The organism is Desulfosarcina ovata subsp. ovata (genome assembly GCF_009689005.1).
GTDB classification, from domain to species: Bacteria; Desulfobacterota; Desulfobacteria; order Desulfobacterales; family Desulfosarcinaceae; genus Desulfosarcina; species Desulfosarcina ovata.
This window is the reverse complement of the sequence record NZ_AP021879.1, coordinates 3,339,324-3,365,623: the sequence shown is the minus strand read 5'-3', so window position 1 is coordinate 3,365,623 and position 26,300 is coordinate 3,339,324. Positions and strand designations below refer to the sequence as shown.

Sequence of the window (26,300 nt, the reverse complement as noted above, 5' to 3'; positions counted from 1 at the left end):
GGCTGTTGCCCACCTGCTGCATTTTAGTCCGTTTCAATGGTTGACAATCCATTGAACGAACCGCTGATTTCAGGTATTGCGCTGCTACTCGCCCTGGCAGCCGACAATTTCCGGTTCCGGCGTCTGGTAATCAATCCACTTGATGATCTTGTCAAATTCATCCCGAACCTCCTGCAAGGCCCTGCCGCGATGACTCACGCGGCCTTTCTCGGCGAGGGTCAACTGCGCAAAGGTTTTGTTGAGCGGTGCATAGAAAAAAACCGGGTCATACCCAAATCCATTGCTGCCCGCCGGGGCGTCCAGAATGGTCCCTTCACAGCGACCTTCGTAGGTCAATGCCGGCCCGGCGGGAACGGCAATGGAGATGACACACGCAAACGCCGCCTTGCGGTTGGGCTGGTTTTCCATCTCAGTCAACAATTTGCTGCAACGCTCGGCATCGGTGGCTTCGGGACCGGCCCAGCGGGCACTGTGCACGCCCGGTGCCCCCTCCAGGGCCTCCACCATCAGTCCCGAATCGTCGGCCAGGGCCGGATAACCCAGTACCCTGGCCGTGAAGCTCGATTTTTTATAGGCGTTTTCGTCGAATGTCTCCCCGTCTTCCACGACTTCCGGGATGGGACCGAAATCATCCAGGTTTTTTATGGTAATCGGGAAGCCGCTGAGCATGTCGCGGATTTCGGCCGTTTTCCCCTTATTGCGGGTGGCGATGACAAGTATCCTCGATTTATTCATAATGCCTCTGATTTGGAGGGTAGAAACCTAATTTTATTAACACAAAACCGATCGGATATCTACTATTAATCGTTTGTTCAAAACGGTTGGGAAAAATTAAATAAATTGTGACATTGTGGTACTTGATGATTAGCTTATTCTTGATCGACAGCGGAAGGTGCAGCGCTTTAGAACCGTTTCCGCGAGGATGCGGATGGTGAAATACCAAGCGCTTTCGATCATTCAATCCACTTATATCCCGCCACCGGCTTTTCAGCGCCGGAGCGTTGTATCTCAAAGGAGGTTTGCCATGTCCGATAAAAAACATGACCGTAAACGTGAGCATAAAGAGCAAAAAAAGCACCGCCACGCCAGCGCCGCCGATCGAAGCGGCTGCTTTTACGTGGTCGATGCATGCGGTTGCCAGGTGGTTGACCCGTGTGGCTGTTATGTCAGCCAGTGTTGCTGCTGACCCCTGTTTTCACTGCAGTTGATTCAACTTCTGACGGGGCTGCCGGATGGCAGCTCCCTTTTTATGGGATCAATACTGTGCTGCCCGTGGTTTTGCGGGATTCCAGGTCCTGATGGGCCTGGGCCGCGGCTTCCAGCGGGTAGGTCTGGCCGATGGCAATCTTTACGGCCCCGGCGGTCACCACGTCAAAAAGATCCCGGGCGTGGGCCAGCAGATCATCGCGCTTGGCCGTGTAGGCCATCAGACTGGGCCGGGTGAGGAACAGGGACCCTTTTGCCGAGAGGAGCCCCACATCCAACGGCGCTATCGCACCCGATGACTGGCCAAAGGAGACCATGGTGCCCATGGGCCGCAGGCAGTCCAGGGATTGCATGAAGGTGGCCTGGCCGACACCGTCGTAAACCACATCCACCCCCTGACCGTCGGTGATCTCCTTGACCGCCGCCACAAAATCGGTCTCCGCGTACAGAATCGGGTGCTGGCAGCCGTTCTGCTTGGCCAGTTCGGCCTTTTCCACGGATCCTACCGTGCCGATCACCTCGGCGCCCAGATGGCGCCCCCATTGGCATAAAAGGGTGCCGACGCCGCCGGCCGCGGCATGGACAAGGATGCGGCTGCCGGCTTTGACCGGATAGCATCCGACAAGCAAATACCGGGCCGTCATGCCCCTGAGCATCATACCCGCGGCCTGCCGGGTATTGATGCCGTCCGGCAGCTTGACCAGGCGATGGGCCGGAATGCAGCGTTCCTGGGCATAGGCGCCGGGTGGTACGCCGGCGTAGGCTACCCGATCGCCTGGTTTGAATTCGGACACCCCGGTGCCTACCGATTCCACGACACCGGCACCTTCCAGCCCCGGTACCGCCGGCAGGGCTGGCAGCGGGTAGAGCCCCGTGCGATGATAAATATCGATAAAGTTGAGACCAACGGCCTCCTGGCGCAAGCGAACCTCCCCCGGGCAGGGCTCGCCGGGGTCGAAATTTTCCCATTGCATGACCGTGGGATCGCCCGTTTGATGGATCACGATGGCTTTGCTCATTTTTCTCTCCTTTGCAAATAGACACCCGGTGGTGCGGATCACTGCCGCCGGAAAATAACAGCGGCTGTATCAAAACGAATATCATCTATTTTAAGCATCCTCACTCCAAAGCCAACCGATCTGGATTCGAAAAAGCAGCATACAAACAGGAGATTCACGCGATTAGGTGATCCACGCAGAAAAGCCAGTCGACCGCCGATTCCCATTGATCGCGGGTTGCAATATGCCCGGAGTGCTTGACAGCTGGTCGTTCTTCAGGTTACCCAGAAAGATACCTCCCATTGTTTTCGATTCCAACTTTTCGGGAAATTGCCGATTTGAAATGCGAAGCCATCGCTGTTGCCGATGAGTTTGTCGAGGTCCTGGCCCGGCCGCTCTGTGGAATATGGATATGGATACCGTTACCCAGATCGCCAATGCCTACCTGAGTTCAGATTTTCTGACCGGCGTGCGGGTCAATAGAGACCCGGAGATTTTGCTGAACAACATGTCAAAAACGCAGCAGGGCAGTCATTGGCTGATTTTGGAAAGGGATATCGTCAACGCTGGTGAAACCATCGGGACGACCACACTGCTGTTTTCCAAAGTGCGCATCGAGGAACACAGTGCGGACAATCAGGTCGGGTTGACGAACTCGGTCAAAATGATTTCATAAAGCTCTTCACCAATAGCGAGCCCCATGTCGATAAACTGCGGCCCGTAACGCCGACCGGTACGGGAGCGGAAGGTCTTGCGGATTTTTTTCAAAATGGCCATCCCCGCCGGGTAGTGATCCAGAAATGTTTTCAGCGACGGATTCGAGAAACTGACCATGTCCCAGAGGGTGTGGGTGAAGTTGTCCGGCCCCCAGCGGAATTTGTCTGCGTCATACAGGCAGTCGGAGAGCAGGCGTGCCTGCCGGACGGGCAGATGCTCCATCCGAACAAAGGCCTCGTGATTGCGGATCGCCGCACAGACCGCGGTGATTTCATCGGGGCCCAGTGGGTAGCCGTTCAGGATTTGGCGTGCGGTTTCGGCGCCCTTTTCTGCATGGTCTTTCTCTTTGCGGCAGATGTCGTGCAGCAGGCCGGCGCACTGGGCCAGCAGCAGGTTTCGGCGCACCTGGGTTTCGGCATGGCCGGCCCGTCGGCTTTCGATGATCACCAGGGTGCCGGCATCGATGGTCACTTTTTTCGCGTGGCCCATCCCGTGACCGAAATCGTTGTCCAGACAGTCGGTCATATTCTGGCGCAGACGTACGATGACGGCATCGGTCCGGTAGAAGCGCCGAGCATCCTTCGCCTCCGACGCATGGTCACCGTAAAAATCCGGCTGGGGATAACGGGCCACAATGTCGCGAGCGATTTTTCGAATTTCCAGGTAAACCGTGTCCATCCACAATCACCATCGCCAGAGTGCAGATGGTTACAAAAACGCCGGTTTCACGGCTGGGTGAAACCGGCGGCAAATAACATTAACTTGATTCAGGGGATTGATCCGCTGTTGCGCGCGCTGCGCATTTCCCGTGAGATATGCTGCTAAACACCCAGGGAAAGGCCATAGGGGGCGCCACAGACTTTCCATCGACCATTTTCTTTGACCAAATTGAGTGTCTCCTCGAAGCAGTAAGTCTCACCCATGCGGAACAGCCCGGCTACGTAGGCGAACACCGGATGGATGCAGGTCCGGCTGGCCCCTTTGAGATGAATGGTCGCCGAATCTTTATCCTGAGCCACGGTCTCGGTCTCCAAATGGGTAATGATCCGCTTTACCATTCCCTTGCCGAAACCCCGCTGCCGGGCCGTTTCGGTCATGGCCTGGATGTAGTTGGCCGAAACCGATTCGTCAGCCTCACCGGTTAGATCACTGCACAGATACCGCTCCATATCCGCATCGAGGCGGAAGTACGCCTTTGAAAAATCGACGGCCGTCCCCGTGGCGGTCTGTTTGCAGTCTGCGAAGACAAAAACCACCTGAAAACACACTGCCAGCACTGCGACCAGTATCCACATCAAATAGTTACTGCGGTTTGCCATGCTCAACGCCTCCTTGCAGAATCATCCCGGCAACACGCAACCTGCGCTGCCCGGCCCGGGTTATTGGTGCTTGGATAATTGGGATTTGAAATAAAAGGACAACTACTTCCGATACCACGCTTTATTCCATTAGACAAGTCCTATATGGCGGCCGCAGCAATTGTAATTTTGGAGCGTATCAATACAATATATAGATTAATACTAATTAATTAAGCACAATATATTGATAAAAGCAGGCCAAAATTACAATTGCTGGTGCTTGCAAACACCCTATGCCACCTCTACCAATGAAGGATCAATTGACAACATCGGCCAGCCGCTGATACGCTTTCATTCGAGATGATGTCAAATCCCCAAATGGTGAATCAAATGGAACTTCAATCGGTTTCCACACGCGGGCGAACCCTGGATCATGCCGCGCGGGTCTATGACCTCCTGGAGCCCTTGCTCCTTTTGGGCAAACAGGCCGAGTACGATCTTCATCTTCTCTCCCTGCTGAATGTGAGCGCATCGGATCGAGTTCTCGATCTGGGATGTGGAACCGGCGTACTCACGCGCATGATTGCAGACCGGTTGAATCCAGCCGAGGGAGGGGAAAGCGTGGGTATCGATGCGGCCGCCAGAATGGTTGCCGTGGCGCGCAAGAAACGGGCGTCGGAAAACTGCCGCTTCGAAGTGATGGCTGCCGAAGCGCTGGGTTTTGCCGACGCCACCTTCGATGCTGTGGTATCGAGTCTCTTTTTTCACCACGTTCCCCTGGATCTTAAGGAAAGCGCCCTGACCGAGGCGTTTCGGGTTCTCAAGCCGGGAGGCCGGCTGGTCATCGCCGACATGCACATTCCCACGACCCGGATGGGCGCTTTGGTCTCCCACGTATCGCGTTGGTTTTTCATGCAGCCCCAGATTGGTGAGAACATCCGCGGGGTCCTGCCCCGGGTTATCGAGGCGGCGGGGTTTGCACCACCTTCGATCGTGGCCGTCTATTTCGGATACATTGCCCTGTTCAACACCCGCAAACCGAATGCCTGAGATGAATCGCGGCCATCATCATGCGACCTTCCTGGCCAAGGCTCCACCCCTGCAGACGCTGCTGGCCGAACTGAAGCAGGGCCTTGCGCAGTACTGGACGGTCGCGGATCAAATTCTGCGACCGGCCGGCGTGGCCCTCGAACCGCCGGGAAGGGAATCCTTTGCCTGGCAGAAGAATTTTTTCTCACTGCTTTTTCTCTACTCCTACCAGCGGGCCGGCATCCCCTCCCGGCGCCGGATTCTCTATGCCGCCACCCTGCAGTGCCTGCGAGGCATGGTGACCGGTTGCGACAACCTGCTGGACGACGAGTACAAGGCAACCCTTGAAACCGATCTTCCGCCAGGCGGGTACCGCTTCCGCTCGGTGGTTGATATCATGGTTTCGGATCGGGTGCTTTTCCAGATTCTCATGGATGCGGCCGGGAAAGGAGACATTCCCATCGACCGGGTCACCGACGCAGCGGCGGCATCCATGCGCACCATGACCCGCAGCGGGAGACAGGAAGCCGGGGAAGAAGCCGGCATCGATACCATTCTGGCACCGGATGTCATCCTCGAATCGATCCATCACTATAAAACCGGCATTTTGTTCCAGTGTCCGTGGGACATCCCGCTGACGTTCGAAACGATAACCGAAAACAGGCTGGCTCCGCTGCTGGAAGGGCTGTACCGGATCGGCATGGGCTGCCAGATCATGGACGACATGGTCGATCTGGCCATCGATGTGGAAAAAAGAAGGCACAATTATCTGGTTTCACTGATTTATCACGATGGTCACGCGGCAGAAAAGGATCGGCTGAATCGGATCATGCGCACCAAACCGGCGTCCCTGCACGCCAGCCACTTTCCCGAGGCGCTGCATCAGGCCGCGACCCGCGCCCGCCTTTTGCTGGAACAGGGACTGGGCACCCTTTTCTGGCCCCAGCACCGCAAACTGATCCCCCCGGCCATCCGGTTTCTGGAAAAACGCATCGGCATGTCGGCACTGATGAATGAGGCCAGCGGGTGAAAACCGACGGCATCTGGCTCTGGATCCGGATTGCATTGTGCTTCCTCGGCCGCTCCGGCCGGGCAACGGCAGCCCTTTCGGTCATGGTGGTCACCGCCGTGGCGGCACTGATTTTTCTCGCGGCGCTTTCCGTGGGGGTCGAGGACGCCATGCTGCGCAATACTGTGGGGCTTTTTTCCGGGCACATTACCGTCACGGCCCCGTCCGTATCCGACCGTCCCGAGGGGTTGCGGATTCCGGACGTGAGCGCGGTGCTGGAACGGATCTGGGTCAACGGCGCGCTTTCCGCAAGCGATCATTTTCGGCCGGTGGTGCTTTGCGGCATCGATTCCGATAAAGAATGTGCCCATACGGCCCTGAAGCACAAAATCATCGCCGGCCGTTATCCGTTGGACAGCCGGGATGAGACCCTGATCAGCCGGGATCTGACTCGGGATCTGGATGTGGGAATGGGGGATACCGTCCAATTCGAGGCCCCATCCGTCCATCCGCCGATCCGCCTCCGGGTCGTGGGGATCTACCAGACCGGACTTGACGCCCTGGATCGAGGAATCGCCTTCTGCCCCCTGGCGTGCATTCCGGCCCGGACAGGCAAACGGACGGACGCCGTCTTCCTCAACACCGGCGTCGATACCGAAGCGGTGATCGAGGCATACCGGCGGCAGCTCCCCGGTACGGTCCATATCGAGGCCTGGTACGATCAGATGCCGGATCTGCGACAACTCATCGACCTGGAAGCGGTTTCCATGGCATTGGTCATTTTTATCGTTTTCGCCGTCGTGGCCATCGGTGTCGCCTGCTCCTTTGTCGTTTTCATCATCCGCAACATGCGCGAATACGGCATCATGAAGGCCATGGGCGTCAGCGCCACCGAAATGGCCGGACTCATCGTGATTAAAGTGGTTCTGATGAATCTTTTCGCCTGTGGTCTGGGAACGTTGATCGGAATTGCCGGCACCCTGGCCGTGGCCCACACCGGCGGGATCGATCTTGGCGCCTTCACCTCTCACAACCGCTATTTCACTGTGTCCGGGGTGATCTATCCGCGGCTGACCGTCTTCTCCCTGTTGGCTCCGCCGGTCACCGCGCTGGTCTTCGGCCTGATGTCGGCCATCTGGCCGGCGGTTATGGTAAGCCGCAAGAGGGTTGCGGAGATCCTGAGAATGATTTGAAACCATGATTGAAGTCAGAAATATCAGCAAAACATTTCGATCCGGGCGCGGTGTGGTCAACGCCATCAACAGGGTCTCCATAACCATTCGCGCCGGCAGCATCGCCGCGGTCATGGGCAAATCCGGATCGGGCAAATCCACGCTGCTCAACTGTGTCGGCGGAATTGACCTGCCGGAGAAAGGCGAGATCCACTGTTTCGGCACGCCGGTGCACCGGCTCTCTGCAAAATCGCTGAGCCGGTTTCAGCGGCGCCATCTGGGATTTGTCTTTCAACGGGGAAATCTGCTTTCATACCTGACGGTGGCCCAGAATATCGGATTGCCGCTGGCCCTGAACGGCATCGGGGGAAAGGTTCGACAGGCAAGGATCGAGGCCCTGCTGGAGGCCATTGACCTTCTATCCGCGGCAGGGGCGCTGCCCCATGAACTGTCCGGTGGCGAAACCCAGCGGGTCAGCGTAGCCCGGGCCATTGCCCATCGGCCGAAATTGCTGCTGGCCGATGAACCCACTTCCAATCTGGATACGGCCACCGGCGACCGGATCGTGCAGCTGATGGTTGGTCTGGCTGCACAGACCGGCTGCACCATCCTGATGGCCACCCACGACCGGGATCTGGCCCGCTTCACGGAAAAAATCATCGAGCTGAAGGACGGCAAGCGGACAGCGGATTCCTGAGCCGTCCGATCGCCGTTTTGTCAATGTCAACCGGGAATCAGGGAGGAAAAATGAAAACCGCATGGTGCTGCATGATTTGCACGATCCTGCTGGCAGTTCTGGGTGGCTGCGCCTACCGACACTATCTGGGACTGCACGGACCGTCCGTGCGTCACTATCCCGAGGTTCATCAAGGGATCGTTGAGGATGCCGAATGTCTGGACTGTCATCATCCGGACCGGGATCCCGTCGGCCCGCCGACCTCGCATCCCCAGTTTACCGGCTGCCTGAAGTGCCATAACGATCAGATCGAGGAAAAATAAACCTCCAATATTGGGGTAAAAACAATCCGCCTGACCGGGAAGTATTCACGGTCAGGCGGGTTGTGGATGATGGTGATGATCGTTTTCCTGCGATACCCGCATAGTGACGTGGTGGCTAAAAACGGACATAGAAAAACTCATAATCGCCGGCGTTGATATCGATTTTCAAATTGTATCCCCGGGCTTCGGCAAAAACGATCCAGGGTGGTCGTCCGTTTCCACCGCATTCGTATTTGGGCCAGAATTCACCGGTTTTGCCGCTGTGGTAGGAAAGCATCATGGCGTTGCTGTCCATTTCCCGGGCCGTGGTTTTGGCCAGGGCGCTGGCCGCGCCCAGATCCAGATCCGGCTCGTCGACCGTCAGGTTGATGGTATCGAGGGGGTATTCGTTGAAGGATGCATCAAGTTCAACCATCATGGGCTCCTTTCGTGTTGGCATCATACTGATTTGAAGATAAGATGGCTTCGTGATTTGTAAATTCGCAACCCATAGGCCCTGGAAAGGAAAATATGACAAAACCTCTGGAAACGGCCAACCTGGCCGTGTTCTGTGATTTCGAGAATGTTGCCCTGGGCGTTCGAGACGCCCGCTGTGCCCAGTTCGACATCAACAAGGTGATCGAACGGCTGCTGCTCAAAGGCAACATCGTGGTCAAAAAAGCTTACTGCGACTGGGAGCGCTACAAGGAGTTCAAGGCCGGCATGCACGAAGCGGCCTTCGAACTGATCGAGATTCCTCATGTGCGTCAGTCAGGCAAGAATTCGGCCGACATCCGTATGGTGGTGGATGCCCTGGATCTGTGTTACACAAAACTTCACGTCGACACCTTCGTGATCGTCAGCGGCGATTCGGACTTTTCACCGTTGGTCAGCAAGCTGCGTGAAAACAACAAGAACGTGATCGGGGTGGGGGTGAAGAACTCCAGCTCCGATCTCTTGATTGCCAACTGCGACGAGTTCATCTACTACGACGACCTGGTGCGAAAAAAGAAAAAAGCCAAGAAGGCGGCACGCAAACCACCGGCCAAGAGTCCCAAGACGCCGGCTCCGGAAACCGCGCCTAAGGAGGATGCCGAGACACTGACCCAGGAAGCCCTGGACCTGGTGATGGAAACCCTGGAGGCCCTGGCCGAAGAGCGCGGCTCGGAAGATAAAATCTGGGGGTCCATGGTCAAACAGACCCTCAAACGCCGCCGCCCGGGATTCAATGAATCCTATTACGGATTTCGCTCGTTCAAGCGCCTGCTCGACGAGGCCGCCAGCCGGGGGCTCATGGAGCTGGAACCGGACGAGAAATCCGGCGGGTATATCATCCGCAGCTTTCAGTCGGAGGAGTGACGGGATTTACCGCATCTTGCCGCAACGCAGGAGATAGACAAACCAGGATTTGGGCGTGATCGGTTCAGCCATGGGAACCGTTTTTTCTGACCGGGTGAAGAAAAATCGCGCGTACGGTTTGGCGGGACGAGCAGGGAGAACCAGCAAAAAGGAACAACAAAGGCCCGATTCTGTTTCGGGCCTTTGTTGTTCCTTATTTTCAACGACTAACCGACGTTAAAGCTCCATAGAATACCGGCACAGATGGCAGACCCGATCACGCCGGAAGAGTTACACGCCATGGCGTGCATCAGCAGATAATTGGTGGGGTCCTCTTTCTGGCCCATCATATGGACTTCTCTGGCAGAACCGGGAACGGCGGAAACGCCGGATGCTCCCAAAAGCGGGTTGATTTTGTTTTTGGAAAACAGGTTCATCAGTTTGGCGAAAAGCAGTCCGGATGCGGTCGCCAGGCTGAACGCGACTGCACCGAGAAAAAATATTCCGATTGCTTTGGTGGTCAAAAAGACGTCCGCCTGAGTACTGGCGCCGACCGTGAAACCCAAAAAGATCGTTGCCGTATCAATGATGGCATTTCTGGCCGTATTGGCCAGACGATCGACAACCCCACTGACTTTCATCAGGTTGCCGAAAAAGAAGGTTCCCAGAAGGGGAATCGATGCCGGTGCCAGAAAGCAGCACAGGAACACACCGATAACCGGGAAGATGAGCAGTTCCTTACGCGATACCGGTCGTGGGTCGGGCATGTGAATCCGGCGCTCCGCCTTGGTGGTCAACAGCTTCATGATCGGAGGCTGGATGATTGGAATCAGGGCCATATATGAGTAGGCCGCGATGGCGATGGGGCCGATGAGATGTGGTGCCAGCTTTGCCGTCAGAAAGATCGAGGTCGGGCCGTCTGCACCACCGATAATGGCGATGGAAGCCGCCTCCTTGGGCAGGAAGCCCAAGGCCAGGGCGCTGAGCAGGGTAAAGAAAATCCCCATCTGGGCCGCCGCGCCCAACAGCATCAGTTTGGGGCGTGCCAACAGCGATGAAAAATCGGTCATCGCGCCAAGGCCGAGGAAAACAATGGAGGGGTACACGCCGGTGGTAACGCCGAAATAGAGATAGTGAAGCACACTGTTGTTTTCGTAAATGCCCAGCCCGAAGCCTTTGAAAAAGGGAACATTGCCCACCAGCACACCAAAGCCGATCGGCAGCAGCAGCAACGGTTCGTAGTTTTTAGCGATCGCCAGGTAAACAAAAAAGATACCGATGCCCCACATTAGGAAATGACGGTAGTCGGCCAGATAATATCCTGTGTTTGTGAGAAATTGAATTAATAAATCCATTGATTGTGTCCTTATCGTTTACTCTGATTGGGATTTCCAGTAAAAAAGGCCCTCGCCGGCAGGGATCAAAATGCCGGCATCTCTGAAGCGATTGACCGAATAGTGGGGATTCGCCAGGTTGGCGTCCCGGCATTTGCGGTGCAGATCCGACAGGCTGAACGTTTCTCCCAGCCCTTCGGTCAAGGCCATGAAAATGGTGCATGCCTCTTCAATATCGTCCGGAATCTGATCCGGGACGACGACTGTGGGCGCCTGCTCTTTTTCAGGCACCGCTGCCGCTGGTTCCGGCTGCGGGGCTGCCTTCGGTTCGAACAGCCCGGTGAGACGCGGGAGTAAGGAAATCAGAAAAGAAAGAATCGCCAAGCCAGTGAGAACGATGCAGGCACCGGCTCCTGCCATGGCCCATCCGTTGGCCTGTTGAATTGCCGCTAACCCGTACATGTTACCCTCCTTATAGAATTGCTGACATGCTGCCCTTACCATTTGGCGCCCATGCATAAATAGCGTATTTCGACCCCAACCCCGTCTATGCTATGTAGCGTTGCAACATCTTGTATTTGCAGAGACATTGCGGTTTTCAGCAACGGGGCCTGAACCCAAATCGACCATTCATGGTCAGGCACTGAATGTCGAATTTTCCAATTTTTTGAGGATCAAAATCCGATATCGTAGAAAACCAAAATTTTTTAACGATCATACCCACAGGGAAATGTCAATGGATAAAGCGGAAAAATGACCGGCGCAGAGTCATTAATTTCCAAGGTTCTCCACATAGTCCAGTGGAATAGACGCCGACCGCTTTGCGTTTTTTCATGAATTGATCATCGTTTCGCCCAGAAGGTACCTGGTTCCCACGCTTTGCGTGGGAACCCCGATTCCAGTAAGAAATAGCAAGGCGCTCCCACGCAGAGCGTGGGAGCGAGGCGATGGCCATTTTGGAGTGGCCACAACGATGATCAAGGCCAAATATTCCGATTTGGTTCCCTCAAGAGGAATGGGCTTGATTGATCTCTTAACCTAAAATTTATCTCTAAGGGTTCAGTCAGAAATAAGTTCACATTTTAAAAGTTCTTCCCATCTCATAGCTTCTGCTTTTGCTGTTGGACATGAGGGCTTGATCGTATAGTTCCAATTGCCCAATTCCTTGTTCTTTGAAATATTGAGGCTTTTGAATTCCTTGTCTGGGACTTTTATCCCTTTGGCATATTCTCGCTCGTCAAAATATGCCTTGATTTGAAGCCCTGTTTCGGTATCGGTATCATTAATAAAATTGAGCATGATATCAAAACTTTCTAAAGGTATCCCGGCCCAATTTTTACTGATTTCGCTAAACATTCGATGCTCCACCGGGTTCCATTTGCTTGCTCCTGTCGGATAGTGCGAAACCGAAATTTCAAGACCATGCCCGTCGGCAAGCCGGTGCTGAAGAAACTTTTTAAATGCACGTGGCCTGGCTCCATTGCTTCCGCCGCTGTCGGCTAAAATTAGAACGCGTTTGGACCTTGGATATTGATGCTTGCCAGAACTCTGCCACCAAGTAGTGATGGCGTTGACCGCAAATTCAGGTGTATCTGCCGACTTTCCGATCACCACCACACCTTTGTTGAGCCCGACGTCATAGATGCCATAGGGGGAAGCTATACCCAATGCCTCGGATCGGAAGTCGTGATCTTTGACCTTGGTGGCTTCGTCGCACCACACGCGACCATTATTTTTGAACAAGCCGATCAATTCCTTCTTTTTCGTGTCCACGCTGATGATCGGATCTCCTGTCGCGCTGAAGTTTTCCCGAAGGCGCTTGATGATGTCGAACTGCTTGTCTCTGTCTGGATGCGATCCGGCCGAAAGGGCTTTGTTGTTGGCCTTCAATGAATAATCGAGCTCGTCTAATAGTCGCCGAACGGTTGCCGCCGACACGCGGATATCGAGACGTCTTTCAAGCAAGCGGGCTATCTTTGCCGGGGTTTGACGGGTCCATTTTCTCCCCGTGATCGGGTCTCCGGCGGTGTCGTATTCCAAAAGATTTCTGATCTCCTCGATCACTTCCGGTGTTTTTTTTCCACAGGTTTTCTACCGGCCCCTTTCTTGCGGGTGCGATCGACAACAATGTCTTGGTCAATGAGTTCCCGGCGGCCCTTGGCAACGGTTTGAGGATGCAGCCCCAGCAGATCCGCAATGCGCAGATCACCTCCATGACCCAGTTTTAACGATTCAAGTCCGGCGAAAAGTCGCCGCTGCTGTTCATCAAGAATGCTGACGAATAAGATAATCGCTGCTTTGACTTCGTCCGAAAAGTCTTCGGTATCCGAAAGCTTGACCCGACGAGCCAGCAATTGTTGCCTGCGCATAGAAGCATCGGCTGCGCAGTACAGGTAAACGCCGGAGACTTTTTTCCTATCGATTTTGCCTTTTTTTATCAGACGTAAAAGCGATTCCTTAACACTAACGGCCAACAGCGCTTCAAGTTCTTTGGCAAAAAAACCTGCTTCCGATCCTGCTATCAAGTGCTCAAGAGTTGAAAGCAGGTTGCCATGCTGTGAAAAGCATACAGACAAGTGACACCATAGGCCGTTGTCGTCGAACTTGGCGACTTTATCCAGGGTGTAGTATCTGCCCCCATGTGAGTAACTTGATCGATACGACAATTGTTTAAGTTTTCTAAAAGCCGTCATATCGACATCGGTGCCGAGCACTGTCTTAATCTCTTTTAACGTGCTGATTTTTTGACGTATTAAAAACTGCTCCAGGTCTTTTGATTGATATTTTTGAATGTTCATAATGTTATAGTGTCAACTTTAAATTGTTATATAGTTGACACTATAACATTTAAACCGCAGAGCGTCAAACAATCAAAGTCCTGTAACGCACCATATTTTAATAGTTTATTGTCGCAAACAATATTTTTAATAGATATTTGGATAAATTTAAAATGTTAGCATATCACCTTAATAGACGAAGTTATTTATAGGCTGTTCCTAAGATCAAAACCTGACCAACTATCTTGGGAAATTAAATTTAGCGAGATTCAAAAGAGCGACGTCGGTATTGACTTGAAGAAAACTAATATCGTAGTAGTCGTTAACATTTTTTTAAAAATGAGCCTGTGTCAGCTCATAAAACTGATATTGCAAAAGGAGTTTATTAAATGTTTAGAAAACTCAGTAAAAACATGCCAATTTTATTGTTCTTTTCTTTTCTTTTTTTATTTATCCTTTCTTGCGGAGACAAAGAAGGCCCCGGTAAAGACCTTGAAGAAAAAGTTCAAAAACTTTCGGATCGTGTTGATGAGTTGGCAAAACAAGTTGAAACTTTGTCAGAACAAATCAAAGCTATTGTTGAGAAACCAGTGCCAGAGGTTTCAGAAAAACCGTTGAAAGCCGGTTTCGTCTATGTCGGTCCGGTGGGAGACTACGGTTGGTCGCATGCCCACGATATCGGCAGAAAATTTGCCGAACAGAAGCTCCCCTGGCTGGAGAGCGTTTATATCGAATCGGTGGCGGAGGCGGATTCCGCGCGCATCATCGACCGATTCATCCAGGAAGAGAAATGCGATGTCGTTTTCACGACCAGTTTCGGCTACATGGATGATACGCTCAAAGCCGGCATGAAATATCCGGATAAAAAGTTCATGCACTGCTCCGGTTTCAAGCAAACCAAAAACGTGGGCACCTATTTTGCCGATCTTTACCAGGCCTATTATCTAAACGGACTGATGGCCGGCGCCCTCACCCAAAGCAACAAGATCGGTTATGTGGCGGCATTTCCCATCCCGGAACTGGTCCGGCACATCAATGCCCTGGCGCTGGGTATCAAGGCGGTGAATCCTAACGCGGAGATCCATGTCCGCTGGACCTACGCCTGGTACGGACCGGACAAGGCCAGGGAAGCCGCCGAATCGTTGATTGCCGAGGGGTGCGATGCGCTGGCCTTTACCGAGGACACACCGGCCGTCATCGAGGTCGGGCAGGAACACACCGAAAAAGGAAAACAAATTTACACCTTCAGTCATTACAGTCCGATGCAGGCCTATGGAAAGGACTCCGTCGTCTCCGGGCAGTTGGTCGACTGGGGCGTGATGTACGAAAAAATATTAAAAGACCTGCATGACGGCACCTGGAAGAGCGACGATCTCTGGTGGTTGGTTGCTGAAAAGGCGGTGATTCTGGGAGGATCGTTTGACGCGCCGATCAATCCCAAATTTATCGATGCATTGAAGGCCGTTCAGGTCGATACCAACGATTTTGGTTCGGTTTCCGTGTACGACTTGGTGATGAAACGCTACGATCAGATGAAAAAAGGGACCGATCTGTTTGACCCCTACACCGGCCCCATTGCCGACAATACCGGCAAGATCCGGATCAAGGCCGGTGAGCGAGCGTCCAAAGGCGATCTGCTGAGCATCATGTATTATGTCGACAATGTGGCGGGCAGTATTCCAAAATAACAATACAGGCTCCAATATCAAGAGGGGGGCGGGCAGCATGGTTCCGACTCCCTCTTTCTTTTCCGCCAATCGCCTAACGGGTTGCGGTGACGATGAATAAAATCGAAACGCTTGAGATGAAGGAGATTTCAAAATCGTTTCAAGGTGTGCGTGCAAATGACGGGATCTCTTTAAAAATCAGGTCAGGCGAAATCCTGGGGCTGTTGGGCGAAAATGGTGCCGGCAAGACGACGCTGATGAATATCCTGTATGGGATTTATCAGCCCGACGGCGGCGAGATAAGAATCAACGGCTGCCGGGTATCCATTGACTCGCCCCGGGATTCTATTGAACAGGGCATCGGGATGGTTCACCAGCATTTTATGTTGGTTCAGAACCATACGGTGATTGAAAACCTTGCCCTGGGGTATATCCGGTCACCGATGTTGTTTCCCCAGAAAAAGCTGCGCCAGCGGATCGCCACGTTTTCGAATAAATTCAATTTCGATGTCGACCCGGATAAAAAAGTGTGGCAGCTGTCTGCCGGCGAACAGCAACGCGTTGAAATTGTAAAAGCGCTGGTCAATGGCGCCGGGCTTCTGATTCTGGATGAACCCACCTCTGTTCTCACGCCCCAGGAAACCCGCGATTTTTTTCAGATACTGGAAAAAATGCGCCGTGACGGACAGATGATCATTCTCATCAGCCACAAACTGGATGAGATCAAAAAACTCTGTGACCGGGTGACTGTTCTGCGCAAGGGCCGCATCGTGGGGCATGCGGATACCAAGGACCTGGACAAGCGATCCATGGCAAAAATGATGATCGGCCGCGATGTCATCTTCTCCTTCAGCCGCGAGGCGCTTCCAAGGAAAGATAAGGTCCTTGACGTTTCCGATGTCACCATCGATGGCGACAAGGGCTTCCCGGTGGTGAATGGCATCTCCTTTGATGTTTACCGAAATGAAATTTTTGGGATCGCCGGTGTTTCCGGTAATGGACAAAGAGAACTGGTCGAGGCGATCACCGGGTTGAGAACCGTTTCCCGGGGAAGGATCCGCATCAACGGTGTGGATATCACCAACCGGTCCCCCCGCAAGATCCATAATACCGGAGTGTCGCACGTGCCGGAGGAGCGGATCCGGTTCGGGATTGCGCCCAATCTGTTTCTGTATGAGAATGCGATTCTCAAACAGCATCATCAGAAGAAATTTTCCAGCCGCCTCTTTCTTGCCTATGGTCGAATAAAGGCGCACACCCGGAAACTGATCGAGGAATTTCAGGTGGCCACGCCGTCGATCAACATCCAGACCAAAAACCTCTCCGGCGGCAACATCCAGAAATTGATTCTCGGCCGTGAAATTGCCGGCAACCCGGATCTTCTGGTGGCCTCGCACCCCACCTACGGATTGGATGTCGGCGCCACGGAGTATTTGCGCAACCAGTTGCTCAAGCGCAGGGCGGAAGGGGGCGCCATCCTGCTCGTGTCCGAAGACCTGGATGAGATCTTCGAGCTGTGCGATCGGATCGCGGTCATTTTTCAGGGGCGCTTCATGGGGGTTCTCGAATCCGACGATCCCCGGCTTTCCGATATCGGATTGATGATGGCCGGAACAACCCATTTGACGACAGGAGAGGGCGCGGATGGTTCATTTTAAAGTCACCGACCGGGAAGACGTCTCCGCCGCCGGTTCGTTTGTCACGCTGCTTTTGTCGCTGATTGCCGGCCTGTTGGTGATCGGGCTCATTTTTTTGCTGTGTGGCGTCAACCCGCTTTTCGCCTTCAAGAAAATTTTCCTCGGGTCCTTCGGCAGTTGGTACGGGATCAAGGAGTCGATCACCAAGGCCATCCCGCTGATTCTCATCGGCGGCGGTCTGGCGCTGGCGTTCAAGGCCAAGTTCTGGAACATCGGTGCGGAGAGCCAACTGCTGATGGGAGCCATTTTCGGTACCTGGGTCGGGCTCAACGTGGATCCGACGCTGCCCTCGATGATTCTGGTGCCATTGATGTTCATTGCCGGGTTTGCCGGGGGCGCGCTTTGGGGGCTGATTCCGGCGGTTCTCAAACTCCGCTTTGCCATCAACGAGGTCATCTCCACGCTGATGCTCAATTACATCTGCGCTGAATTTCTTACTCTTCTGATTGTCGGGCCCTGGAAGAGCAGCAAAAAATTCGGATTCCCCTACACCGACGATCTGCCGGAATCGGCGATCCTGACCCTGCTGCCGGGGTCCAGGATTCACACGGTGACCCTGGTCCTGGCGGTGATCGCCGTCGTCGTGCTGACCGTCGTGATCTACAAAACCCGGTTCGGCTACGAAGTCCGGGTCATCGGCGAAAATCCCGATGCAGCCAAATACGCGGGGATCGATTTCGGGCGGACCACGCTGCTGATCATGGCCATCAGCGGGGGCATGGCCGGCCTGGCCGGAGTGGGCGAGGTGGCCGGTATCCATCACTATCTGAGTTATCCAGACTCCATCTCCTCGGGCTACGGGTTTACGGCCATCATTGTGGCTTGGCTGGCCAAACTGAATCCGGTTTTGGTTATCTTTTCGGGGTTCTTTTTTGCGGCGATTCTCGTGGGTGGGGATGCCATTCAGATTTCCCTGGGACTTCCGGCGGCGACCGTGGATGTTTTCAATGGAACCATGCTGTTTTTTTTGATCATGGGCGATTTTTTCACCAAGAACAAGGTTCGTCTGGCATCGGACAAGGAAAGGGCCTAGTCCATGGAAGATATGAACATTCTCATTTCCGTGGCTCAGCGGACGCTGGTTGCCGGAACGCCCCTGTTGCTCGGTACGACCGGTGAGATTCTTTGTGAGCGATCAGGCATTCTCAACCTGGGTGTGGAGGGGGTGATGGCGGTCGGTGCGGTCAGCGCATTTATCGTCACCCACCACACGGGCAACCCGTGGCTGGGACTGTGCGTGGCCATGGCCGCGGGAATGCTGGTGTCGATCATCCATGCCTTCGCGTCGGTCAGCCTTCAATCCAACCAGGTGGTCTCCGGCCTGGCGCTGACCATGCTCGGGCTGGGAATCGCCGGCCTTTTGGGCAAACCCTATGTGGGTAAGCCCCTGGCCATTAAAATCAACAATCTGGCGATTCCGGGCCTGTGCGACATTCCGCTGGTGGGACCGGTTTTCTTCAACCAGAGCCCCTTTTTCTATCTGGCCATCGTGCTGGCCATCGGCGCCTGGTTTCTGCTCGAACACACCCTTTTGGGCATTCGCATCCGTTCCGCCGGTGAGAATCCCAAAGCCACGGAAACCCAGGGCGTCAACGTCTCTCGGGTGCGTTATCTCTGTGTGATTGCCGGGGGGGCGTTTTCAGGACTGGCCGGTGCGCATCTCTCTATTTCCTACAGCAAATCCTGGATCGAAGGCATGACCGCCGGCCGGGGCTGGATCGTGATTGCCCTGACCATCTTTGCCCTGTGGAATCCCACCCGCGCCATCCTGGGGGCGTTTCTTTTCGGCGGTATTTTCGTGCTGCAGTATCTGCTGCAGCCGCTGGGCATATCGCCGAACTTTCTGGCCATGCTGCCCTACCTGGCCACCCTTCTGGTGCTGCTGGTGGGCGGGATCAGGGACAGCCGCCGCTTGAATGCCCCGGCCATGCTGGGGGAGCCGTACCGGCGGGGCGAACGGTAGCGCCCATTTCCCGCGGCGTTCCGGCAGGGGCTTTTCCGGACAATCTCAGGCTGACGGTCAGCCGTTTGCTCACTTTTTCTTGAAGTGTGACGTCGCTTTGTCAAAGGCGCCGGCCAGTGATTTCCAGGCGTCTTCGACCCCGTCTTTCAGATCGCCCCAGGCATTTTCCCCGGCAGCGTCCAGCTCTTTGAGCCTGTCCTTCATCTGTGTCTGGTATTGGCGCAGAACCTCACGTTTTTCTTCGAATTTTTTAATGACATCGGCGCTCTCGTGCTGGGCTTTGGCCTCCAGTTTGTTGCGTTCGATATTCCACCGGTAGTTCAAATCGTCGAACTTTTTTTTCATCTGTTTCAACAACTCATCTTTGTCGATCATCTGCCACCCCCTTCTGTTGATGGTGTTCTTTTATGATGGCCCGGAAGGACATTCCGGGACGATTGCCCATGAAGAGTGTCTCACCGGGAGATGAGTTCCTCATACGCCTGTTGAATCTCTTTGAAGCGCGCTTCGGCCAACGCTTTGAATTCATTGCCCAGATGCTCTACCTTGTCCGGATGATACTTGCCGGCAAGGCGGCGGTAGGCGGTTTTGATCTCTTCCCTGGACGCGCCTGGAGGAATCCCCAAGACCGTGTAGGGACTTTGGCGGTCCGGGCCGTCTGTTTCGGTGGTGCGGTATTGCCGCTCGTCAACCTTGTCCCGGGCTTGTTCGGTGCCCTTTTCAGTGCGTTTCGGTTGCGGCTGGCGCCGATAATAGCGCCAGAGCAGATACAGCACGATCAGGTCGTCAAGCCAGCCCCAGCCAATCAGAAAATCAGGGACCAGATCGCTTGGGAAAAAAACATAAAGCAGGACTCCGATCAGGAGCAAACGGCTTTTGAGGTCATTCATTGGGCACTATGTCAAAAAAAACGTCGGATGCGGCTTAAAATCGTATCCGGCATTTCGAAAAGTGTGACGAACACATTCCGGCGGCCACCGCCACCGGCATGATCCAGTTTAAACTCGGTATACAGCTTTTTTCCGCACGAGGGGCAGGCCATCAGCATCCCACCGATTTTTTCCGGAATCCGTAACTGTTGACCGCATTTTGGGCACGTTTTTATTGTATGATCATTCATGGGTTGACCTGTCTGGGTTGAATAAAATAGTATGCCACACCATTTTGCAAGCTTCACTAGGAAAGGAAACCTCCATGCTGAAGGATGGCCAAAAAGGCGTCATATTACAGCGAGATAAAAAGACTTACGGTATTGCCCCGCACCTGCCATGCGGTCTTGTCACCCCTGAGATATTGGAAAAAATAGCCAACGTCGCCCGCAAATACAATATCCCGATATTGAAGATCACCAGTGCCGCCCGCATTGCGCTGCTTGGTATCGAGGAAGAAAACGTCGATGCCATCTGGGACGAACTGGAATTCGACAAAGGCTATGCCGTCGGTCTTTGCGTTCGCAGTGTCAAGGTCTGTCCGGGCATCGAGCATTGCCGGCTGGCCAAACAGGACAGCATCAAAATGGGTAAAAAAATTGACGAACTCTACCATGGGATGACACTGCCCAGCAAGATGAAGATGGCGGTGAGCGGCTGCAAGATCCAATGCGGTGAAAACTGCATCAAAGATCTATCCCTCTACGGAACCAAGAACGGCTGGAACCTGTTGGTGGGGGGAATGGGCGGGCTCAAACCGCGATTGGCCGAGGTTCTGTTCGAGGATCTCAGCTGGGAAGATGCCCTCGATAGGGTGGCCAGGACCGTCGCCTATTACAAAACGAACTCACGCCGCTATCGACTGGGGTTCATGATCGATGATATGGGGATCGAGGCGTTCAGGAAAGGTGTCCTGTCCGCTTCGTTAAATCCTATAGAATAGAATCATGGGAGCATGACAGCATGAAGGGGTGACCGTTGCCCGTTTTGTTTCTTGTTTCGGGTGGTTCAGCGGGATCGCTTACGGGCATAAGGCGATTGGCGGATAAGAATATACCAGGATGCGCAGGATTTTCATTCGTATTCAAGGCGGGCTTTTTTACGCATAGTGGGGCTATGTGTGGAAAAGCCCAACGCAGAAGACGGATGAAAAGACAAGCAAGCGGGTATATTCTTTGACAGAAATCGCCTAAGCATCGTGCCACCCCATTGAAACCGGCATCTGGTCATACAATTCAGCCCGCTTTGCCTCCAGCAGTTGTCTTGGAAGCCCCATGTAATCTGCAGCGCAATAGACCTTTCGACCGGCGCTTGCGGAAAGCGCATTCAGCCAAACGGTGCCTTCCTCGCTGCGCATCAAGTGGTGGTCGAGGATCACCACCTCAATGTGCCGCACCAGACGACGCGCGTTTTCCCAAGCGGAGTCGCGTGCGGTGTCGCTTAAGCGATCGAGATACAGAGGCGGCCCGGAAGCCAAAAGAATGTCCGGGTGCCAGTCGATCACCCGATCTACCGTCGGACCGTCCAGCAATTGAATGTCGGATGCATGCACGAATACACGGCGCCCCATGGTGACGCGGGTCATCATTACGGAGCCCATGTTGCCGCCGGCAGCACCATGGGGAACGGATCGGGAAAACGTCAATTCCCCCGCCGAAATTCCTTCGGCAACCCGCATCCGGGGCCCCAGCCGATCCGCCAGGTCATCAAATCGTTTTCGCATACCGGCTGACAGGCCGTCACCGGATTTGCTCCAGCAGCGCAATTGCCCGAAAGCCTCTGGCAGTTCTCCCATCGCCAGCTGGTAAGGATTCGCCTTCACCAGCGGCACATGATCGCCGTGGAAATGGCTGAAGACCACATCGGTGGCGCTGTTCAGCGCCCGCAGAATTTTCTCCCGGATACTGCGCCCGATCGCGATTTGGTACGGGTGGGGCTTTAGGCCGTTGCGCATATAACCCAATGCCACGCCCGGATCGATGATAATGCGCCGATGCGGCAGGGTCACCCGGCAGCAGAGGCTTCGCACCCCCAGGGATTCCGCACCAATGATTTCAATTTTCCGGTCAGCTGTCATCTCTTTATACGATTTTCCCGCAGGAGATATCTTTGCCCCAATATTGCAATATTGGGGTTTGGATGCCTCACAGTACGATTTCCGAACGAACAACATTGGACGTTTGAAATACGCCGATGGAATCGTTAGCCGGCGAACAGGCGATGAGTTTATCCAAAAAGGTCGTCCGCTCACCCACCGGCATCTCTTTGGCCAGATGGATTAAAATCGATACGAGTTCCGCTTTGGAAAATGGCTCGCAGTGTTTTTCGATCGCTTCCAGATAGGGTTTTAACGCCATTTTGTTTGTTGTCATACCGACCACTCTCCATTGGGCATTTATCATTTGCAACGCAGACGGAAACCGTCGGCTTTGCCTCGCTCCCATGCTCCGCGTGGGAGCGCTAATATGTGCCATCTTATCAGTCTGGTTTTCCACGCAGGGGCGTGGGAATCTGGCAACTGGAGTCTCATAGCTCATAATGTTTCCACGCTCAAGAATTCAGCTTCCATTAAAATCTGTTGGGTTTCGTACCTCCACCCAACTCACTATGTTGCTATAGTGATTTTTCCTTGACGAAACCTATCAATCCGACTTATTGGTTGAAAAAAGATAAAAAATCCTATTTTTTTCATCTAAAATGACATTGAATACCTTCTTTCCAACGGATATCGTGCTGCGCGTCACCGGTGCCAGTGCAAACCAGCTAAAATATTGGGTCAAGATCGGCTTGATCAAGCCGCTCAAGGAAGGGAAACGGTATCTTTACTCATTTCGGGACATTATCAAGCTCAGGGTCGTCACTAACCTAAAGAATAACGGGCTAAGCCTTCAAAAGATTCGAAAAGGTATTGATAACTTGGCGAAAGTGTTGCCCGTTGAAGATGATCCGCTTGCTCGGTTGGTGATTTTTACTGATGGCCAGGATATGATCGCCATGGAAAAAGGCATGTATTTCAGCGCCACATCCATGCAACGATATTTTCGTTTTGATCTTGAGCATCTACAAGCCAGCATTCTTGAAATCCAATCAGAGGCAGCTGATATGGACGACGAATCGCTAATAAAGATAAGCTCGGTGGGCACATAGGGCAGGCATCGTGGTGAAGAATACACATGAAATACGTGACCCTGTTCATGTCTTTATCAAACTCGATTCGCAGGAGCGCAACGTTCTTGATTCACCACCGTTTCAGCGGTTGAGGTGTATCCACCAGTTGGCAATGACCTACCTGGTTTATCCCGGAGCCACCCATCGACGGTTTGAACATTCGCTGGGGGTTATGGAATTGGCGGGGCGCGTATATGACATCATCACCGATCCCGAAAATTTAACCGATGAAATCCGAAATCTTTTTTCCCAAGTTCAAGATAAGGATGCACAGCGCTATTGGCGTCGGGTACTTCGATTAGCCGCTTTATGTCATGATATTGGTCACCTTCCCTTTTCCCACGCAGCAGAGGATTTATTGCCGGGCGGGATGGATCATGAGCAAATGACGCGCAACATCATCCTTAGCCCGGAAATGAACGCAATCTGGTCCGGTATGCGCCCGAAACCAGAGCCCGAAGACATCGTCAAACTGGCACTCGGAGCAAAAAAATCACCGGACTTGGAGTTCAGCGATTGGGAGTCCCTGCTGGCGGAAATCATTGTTGGCAATGCTTTTGGGGTAGATCGCATGGATTATTTATTGAGAGACTCCTTGCATACTGGCGTAGCTTATGGCAGGTTCGATCATTTTCGCTTGATTGACACCCTAAGAATTTTACCGCCACCTGCTCATGGCGACGAGGGGGAAAGGTCATCCGAACCGTATATTGGCGTTGAAGCTGGCGGATTGCAATCGGCGGAAGCGTTGTTGCTGGCTCGCTACTTCATGTTCAGTCAAGTTTATTTTCACCCAATCCGGCGGATATACGATATTCATCTGAGGGACTTTCTTGTGGAGTGGCTTGAAGGTGGATGCTATCCAACAGATACAGACCTTTTTTCTAAATTCACGGATGCAGAAATAACCAGCGCCATGCGAAAGGCCGCCAGTGAACCAGGGCACCCCGGACATGACCATGCTAAACGAATAATCAACCGCGGCCACTTTCATGTCCTTTATGAAGGGCTATTGAATGATATCATCGCTTCAGGCGGAATAATGAGGGGAAAACAAATTGCAGAAGCCGCAGCGGATAAATTTGGCTCTGAGAATGTCAGGTATGATGCCTATACGCCAAAGCATAGCAGAATCGAATTCCCGGTGCGCGAGCGTGACGGCTCTGTGGTTTCCTCGCTTGCCAAATCACAAGCATTGTCAAAGATTCCTGATGCGGCGTTTGACTACATCTTTGTAGAGAAGGCTATCTTGTCCGAAGCTGCCGACTGGTACCAAAGCAATAAAGATGAATTGGCGGCCGTTAGTGGAAAGGAGGAGTGATGAAAGAAGAACAAAATAGAGCCGTACTGCTGGCACTAATCGACTCGCTCCGTGAAGAAGGCAGCTGGTGTGGAGAGACCCATATCCAAAAGGCAGCATTTTTCTTGAAGAAATTGACAAAAGTTCCCATCGATTTTGATTTTATCCTTTATAAACATGGCCCCTTCTCTTTTGATCTAAGCGATGAGTTGAGTGTCATGAAAACATATGGATTGTTGGAACTCGTGTCGAAATACCCTTATGGGCCTAAACTCGTAAGAACTGGCAATGGCGAAGCACTTTGCAATCGGTCCACCAAGACGATTGCTCGGTACGGGAAACAGATTGGTTTTCTTTCGGATAAGTTGGGTGGTAAAGGTGTCGTTGATTTAGAACGTTTGGCTACGGCTTATTATGTGACCCTGAAAACTCCTGACGACGGTCCGGAAGAACGCGCAAAGGCAATTGTTAAACTCAAGCCGCACATTTCCTTGGACTCAGCCAAACAGGCTGTTCTTGAAGTTGATGGGTTTATTGCGGAGGTGAATGAGAAGCAACTGGCTGCAGCGTAAAATATGAATCCAGTTTTTGCGGCTCCACCATCCCAGGAAATTGGAAGTGCTTTATTAATGTACCATTCGAGACAGAAATGACTTTATATACAATAGGTTACGAAGGGCTCGATGAAAGGCAGTTCATCGCACATCTCACCAGGCATGGTGTCAATGTGGTCGCAGATGTTCGCAAATTACCACTCAGCCGTAAAAAAGGTTTTTCAAAAACCGCTTTGAAAGAAATGCTGAAACAGGACAACATCGAATACCTGAATTTTCGGGACTTGGGCGCCCCCAAAAAACTGCGCGACGAACTTTACCAAACCTGGAACTACGACCGCTTTTTTGAAAAATATTTGAAATGCATCGAGGACAAACAGGACATTCTGGAAGCCATTCATGGGCTGATCAATTCAGGTAAAAAAATTTCACTGCTATGTTATGAGCGTAACCCGGAACAATGCCACCGTAAAGTGGTGGCGGAACAGATAAAGAAACTTGATGGCAATGGTTTGGAGATCAAACATATCAGATCGGGTAAAACCGAACCAGCCGTTTCGTGTCGGCAATGACGCCGGCTGTGCAAACCGTTTCTGTATATTTGTTGCTGATTTCCGGATATGTCTTGACCACAATCAGAATGTCACTTTTCTTCATGGACGACTCCCGGGAAAAAAATAATGGCCCAGTATGGCTAATGGATTTTAATGGCAATGCGCCTTCGTGGCATACCAAAAGTGGATGTTGGTTCGTTTTCTCTCGTTCCCACGCTCCAGCTTGGGAACGAGAGAAAAGGTAATTCACACAAACCGCTTCGATGATCGCCATTTCACTATTACAAAAAATAGTCAGAATCGATTTTTTTGATTTCGTATGTCGCCACAGGATCGACCCCGACATTGTATTCAACCATCAACTCGGCCAGACGTTCACCGTCGATCAGGATGATTTTGGCATCTAGGCCTTTGACGTAATCTTCGGCTTCATGTGAGAATCTGGATGTGGTTAAGAAAATGCCTTTTTTGGCTGCTTTTCCCAAGAGCGCACCGGCAAATCGCTGTATCTCCGGACGTCCGACGGTGGTTTTATCCCAGCGTTTGGCCTGGATGTAGATAATACCGAGACCGAGTTTGTCCTCCCCTGATACGTAATTCCCTGATTTTCAG

General features: G+C 53.0%; 31 protein-coding genes and 1 pseudogene. 17 read left to right on the top strand and 15 right to left on the bottom strand.

Annotated features, from left to right (window positions below):
* Nucleotides 1–84 precede the first annotated feature (84 nt).
* Nucleotides 85–735, bottom strand: a complete 651-nt coding sequence (locus GN112_RS14920) for an XTP/dITP diphosphatase (protein ID WP_155310943.1) — start codon at nucleotides 733–735, stop codon at nucleotides 85–87.
* Between the two features lie 289 nt (nucleotides 736–1,024).
* Between GN112_RS14920 and GN112_RS14915 the strand changes: the two genes are divergently transcribed.
* Nucleotides 1,025–1,186, top strand: a complete 162-nt coding sequence (locus GN112_RS14915; protein WP_155310942.1) for a hypothetical protein — start codon at nucleotides 1,025–1,027, stop codon at nucleotides 1,184–1,186.
* 61 nt (nucleotides 1,187–1,247) lie between these two features.
* On the opposite strand, the gene GN112_RS14910 is transcribed toward GN112_RS14915, so the two are convergent.
* Entirely contained in the window at nucleotides 1,248–2,225 is a 978-nt protein-coding gene (locus tag GN112_RS14910) for a quinone oxidoreductase family protein (protein ID WP_155310941.1), read from the bottom strand.
* Nucleotides 2,226–2,616: 391 nt separating this feature from the next.
* Between GN112_RS14910 and GN112_RS14905 the strand changes: the two genes are divergently transcribed.
* On the top strand, nucleotides 2,617–2,880 hold the full coding sequence (locus GN112_RS14905) for a hypothetical protein (RefSeq protein ID WP_155310940.1): 264 nt from the start codon (nucleotides 2,617–2,619) through the stop codon (nucleotides 2,878–2,880).
* On the opposite strand, the gene GN112_RS14900 is transcribed toward GN112_RS14905, so the two are convergent.
* Together GN112_RS14900 and GN112_RS14895 are read right to left on the bottom strand one after the other, a co-directional pair.
* Nucleotides 2,841–3,599, bottom strand: coding sequence for an HD domain-containing protein (locus GN112_RS14900; RefSeq protein WP_155310939.1), 759 nt, complete (start codon nucleotides 3,597–3,599; stop codon nucleotides 2,841–2,843). The genes GN112_RS14905 and GN112_RS14900 overlap by 40 nt on opposite strands.
* 143 nt (nucleotides 3,600–3,742) lie before the next feature.
* On the bottom strand, nucleotides 3,743–4,240 hold the full coding sequence (locus GN112_RS14895; RefSeq protein WP_155310938.1) for a hypothetical protein: 498 nt from the start codon (nucleotides 4,238–4,240) through the stop codon (nucleotides 3,743–3,745).
* Nucleotides 4,241–4,609: 369 nt separating this feature from the next.
* On the opposite strand from GN112_RS14895, the gene GN112_RS14890 reads away from it, so the two are divergent.
* Genes GN112_RS14890 through GN112_RS14870 form a run of 5 tightly spaced genes read left to right on the top strand, consistent with a single transcriptional unit; the run spans nucleotide 4,610 to nucleotide 8,428 of the window.
* Nucleotides 4,610–5,269, top strand: coding sequence for a class I SAM-dependent methyltransferase (locus GN112_RS14890; protein WP_155310937.1), 660 nt, complete (start codon nucleotides 4,610–4,612; stop codon nucleotides 5,267–5,269).
* The gene (locus GN112_RS14885; RefSeq protein WP_155310936.1) at nucleotides 5,262–6,278 is read left to right on the top strand and encodes a polyprenyl synthetase family protein; all 1,017 of its coding nucleotides are present in this window, start codon (nucleotides 5,262–5,264) and stop codon (nucleotides 6,276–6,278) included. Before GN112_RS14890 ends, GN112_RS14885 begins: the two co-directional genes overlap by 8 nt.
* Entirely contained in the window at nucleotides 6,275–7,450 is a 1,176-nt protein-coding gene (locus GN112_RS14880; protein ID WP_155310935.1) for an ABC transporter permease, read from the top strand. The genes GN112_RS14885 and GN112_RS14880 overlap by 4 nt, the downstream gene beginning before the upstream one ends.
* A gap of 4 nt (nucleotides 7,451–7,454) precedes the next feature.
* Nucleotides 7,455–8,126, top strand: a complete 672-nt coding sequence (locus tag GN112_RS14875) for an ABC transporter ATP-binding protein (protein WP_155310934.1) — start codon at nucleotides 7,455–7,457, stop codon at nucleotides 8,124–8,126.
* 50 nt (nucleotides 8,127–8,176) lie between these two features.
* The gene (locus GN112_RS14870) at nucleotides 8,177–8,428 is read left to right on the top strand and encodes a cytochrome c3 family protein (RefSeq protein ID WP_155310933.1); all 252 of its coding nucleotides are present in this window, start codon (nucleotides 8,177–8,179) and stop codon (nucleotides 8,426–8,428) included.
* Nucleotides 8,429–8,543: 115 nt separating this feature from the next.
* On the opposite strand, the gene GN112_RS14865 is transcribed toward GN112_RS14870, so the two are convergent.
* Complete coding sequence (locus GN112_RS14865; RefSeq protein WP_231713862.1) at nucleotides 8,544–8,846, bottom strand: AF1514 family protein; 303 nt, start codon at nucleotides 8,844–8,846, stop codon at nucleotides 8,544–8,546.
* 92 nt (nucleotides 8,847–8,938) lie between these two features.
* Between GN112_RS14865 and GN112_RS14860 the strand changes: the two genes are divergently transcribed.
* Nucleotides 8,939–9,766 carry an NYN domain-containing protein gene (locus GN112_RS14860; RefSeq protein ID WP_155310932.1) on the top strand — a complete coding sequence of 276 codons (828 nt, stop codon included), beginning with the start codon at nucleotides 8,939–8,941 and terminating at the stop codon, nucleotides 9,764–9,766.
* 206 nt (nucleotides 9,767–9,972) lie between these two features.
* On the opposite strand, the gene GN112_RS14855 is transcribed toward GN112_RS14860, so the two are convergent.
* From GN112_RS14855 to GN112_RS14840, 4 genes are all read right to left on the bottom strand, one after another.
* Nucleotides 9,973–11,100, bottom strand: coding sequence for a sodium ion-translocating decarboxylase subunit beta (locus tag GN112_RS14855; protein WP_155310931.1), 1,128 nt, complete (start codon nucleotides 11,098–11,100; stop codon nucleotides 9,973–9,975).
* Between the two features lie 18 nt (nucleotides 11,101–11,118).
* Nucleotides 11,119–11,541: an OadG family transporter subunit gene (locus GN112_RS14850; RefSeq protein WP_162458949.1), complete on the bottom strand. Its 423-nt coding sequence runs from the start codon at nucleotides 11,539–11,541 to the stop codon at nucleotides 11,119–11,121.
* 597 nt (nucleotides 11,542–12,138) lie between these two features.
* Nucleotides 12,139–13,119 carry an ISAzo13 family transposase gene (locus tag GN112_RS14845; protein WP_162458776.1) on the bottom strand — a complete coding sequence of 327 codons (981 nt, stop codon included), beginning with the start codon at nucleotides 13,117–13,119 and terminating at the stop codon, nucleotides 12,139–12,141.
* A 20-nt stretch (nucleotides 13,120–13,139) separates the two neighbouring features.
* Nucleotides 13,140–13,877 carry a hypothetical protein gene (locus tag GN112_RS14840; protein WP_155309062.1) on the bottom strand — a complete coding sequence of 246 codons (738 nt, stop codon included), beginning with the start codon at nucleotides 13,875–13,877 and terminating at the stop codon, nucleotides 13,140–13,142.
* 569 nt (nucleotides 13,878–14,446) lie between these two features.
* Between GN112_RS14840 and GN112_RS14835 the strand changes: the two genes are divergently transcribed.
* The 4 genes from GN112_RS14835 to GN112_RS14820 all read left to right on the top strand — a co-directional run bounded on the left by GN112_RS14835 (nucleotide 14,447) and on the right by GN112_RS14820 (nucleotide 19,183).
* On the top strand, nucleotides 14,447–15,544 hold the full coding sequence (locus GN112_RS14835) for a BMP family ABC transporter substrate-binding protein (protein WP_231717032.1): 1,098 nt from the start codon (nucleotides 14,447–14,449) through the stop codon (nucleotides 15,542–15,544).
* Nucleotides 15,545–15,636: 92 nt separating this feature from the next.
* Entirely contained in the window at nucleotides 15,637–17,181 is a 1,545-nt protein-coding gene (locus GN112_RS14830) for an ABC transporter ATP-binding protein (protein ID WP_155310929.1), read from the top strand.
* Nucleotides 17,168–18,253, top strand: a complete 1,086-nt coding sequence (locus tag GN112_RS14825) for an ABC transporter permease (RefSeq protein WP_155310928.1) — start codon at nucleotides 17,168–17,170, stop codon at nucleotides 18,251–18,253. The genes GN112_RS14830 and GN112_RS14825 overlap by 14 nt, the downstream gene beginning before the upstream one ends.
* Before the next feature lie 3 nt (nucleotides 18,254–18,256).
* A complete protein-coding gene (locus GN112_RS14820) occupies nucleotides 18,257–19,183 on the top strand; it encodes an ABC transporter permease (RefSeq protein WP_155310927.1) in 927 nt (308 codons plus the stop codon).
* 69 nt (nucleotides 19,184–19,252) lie between these two features.
* Here GN112_RS14820 and GN112_RS14815 read toward each other — a convergent pair whose 3' ends face one another.
* The 3 genes from GN112_RS14815 to GN112_RS14805 form a co-directional block, all read right to left on the bottom strand.
* Entirely contained in the window at nucleotides 19,253–19,558 is a 306-nt protein-coding gene (locus GN112_RS14815) for a sll1863 family stress response protein (protein WP_155310926.1), read from the bottom strand.
* A gap of 80 nt (nucleotides 19,559–19,638) precedes the next feature.
* Nucleotides 19,639–20,073 (bottom strand): YkvA family protein, encoded by a 435-nt coding sequence (locus GN112_RS35555; protein WP_155314250.1) that lies wholly within the window; start codon nucleotides 20,071–20,073, stop codon nucleotides 19,639–19,641.
* Nucleotides 20,074–20,084: 11 nt separating this feature from the next.
* Complete coding sequence (locus GN112_RS14805; protein ID WP_155310925.1) at nucleotides 20,085–20,303, bottom strand: hypothetical protein; 219 nt, start codon at nucleotides 20,301–20,303, stop codon at nucleotides 20,085–20,087.
* 74 nt (nucleotides 20,304–20,377) lie between these two features.
* On the opposite strand from GN112_RS14805, the gene GN112_RS14800 reads away from it, so the two are divergent.
* The gene (locus tag GN112_RS14800) at nucleotides 20,378–21,055 is read left to right on the top strand and encodes a ferredoxin-like domain-containing protein (RefSeq protein ID WP_155310924.1); all 678 of its coding nucleotides are present in this window, start codon (nucleotides 20,378–20,380) and stop codon (nucleotides 21,053–21,055) included.
* A gap of 246 nt (nucleotides 21,056–21,301) precedes the next feature.
* On the opposite strand, the gene GN112_RS14795 is transcribed toward GN112_RS14800, so the two are convergent.
* Together GN112_RS14795 and GN112_RS14790 are read right to left on the bottom strand one after the other, a co-directional pair.
* Entirely contained in the window at nucleotides 21,302–22,189 is an 888-nt protein-coding gene (locus tag GN112_RS14795; protein ID WP_162458948.1) for an MBL fold metallo-hydrolase, read from the bottom strand.
* 67 nt (nucleotides 22,190–22,256) lie between these two features.
* Nucleotides 22,257–22,484, bottom strand: coding sequence for a hypothetical protein (locus GN112_RS14790; RefSeq protein WP_155310922.1), 228 nt, complete (start codon nucleotides 22,482–22,484; stop codon nucleotides 22,257–22,259).
* Between the two features lie 358 nt (nucleotides 22,485–22,842).
* On the opposite strand from GN112_RS14790, the gene GN112_RS14785 reads away from it, so the two are divergent.
* The 4 genes from GN112_RS14785 (at nucleotide 22,843) to GN112_RS14770 (ending at nucleotide 25,706) form a co-directional block, all read left to right on the top strand.
* Nucleotides 22,843–23,259, top strand: a complete 417-nt coding sequence (locus tag GN112_RS14785) for a helix-turn-helix domain-containing protein (protein ID WP_162458947.1) — start codon at nucleotides 22,843–22,845, stop codon at nucleotides 23,257–23,259.
* 10 nt (nucleotides 23,260–23,269) lie between these two features.
* Nucleotides 23,270–24,601: an HD domain-containing protein gene (locus tag GN112_RS14780; protein WP_155310920.1), complete on the top strand. Its 1,332-nt coding sequence runs from the start codon at nucleotides 23,270–23,272 to the stop codon at nucleotides 24,599–24,601.
* Nucleotides 24,601–25,152 (top strand): hypothetical protein, encoded by a 552-nt coding sequence (locus tag GN112_RS14775; protein ID WP_155310919.1) that lies wholly within the window; start codon nucleotides 24,601–24,603, stop codon nucleotides 25,150–25,152. Before GN112_RS14780 ends, GN112_RS14775 begins: the two co-directional genes overlap by 1 nt.
* Nucleotides 25,153–25,229: 77 nt before the next feature.
* Nucleotides 25,230–25,706: a DUF488 domain-containing protein gene (locus GN112_RS14770; protein ID WP_155310918.1), complete on the top strand. Its 477-nt coding sequence runs from the start codon at nucleotides 25,230–25,232 to the stop codon at nucleotides 25,704–25,706.
* A gap of 263 nt (nucleotides 25,707–25,969) precedes the next feature.
* Here the strand turns inward: GN112_RS14770 and GN112_RS14765 are convergent.
* A pseudogene (locus GN112_RS14765) lies at nucleotides 25,970–26,266 on the bottom strand (restriction endonuclease); the annotation flags it as partial.
* Nucleotides 26,267–26,300: the final 34 nt, after the last annotated feature.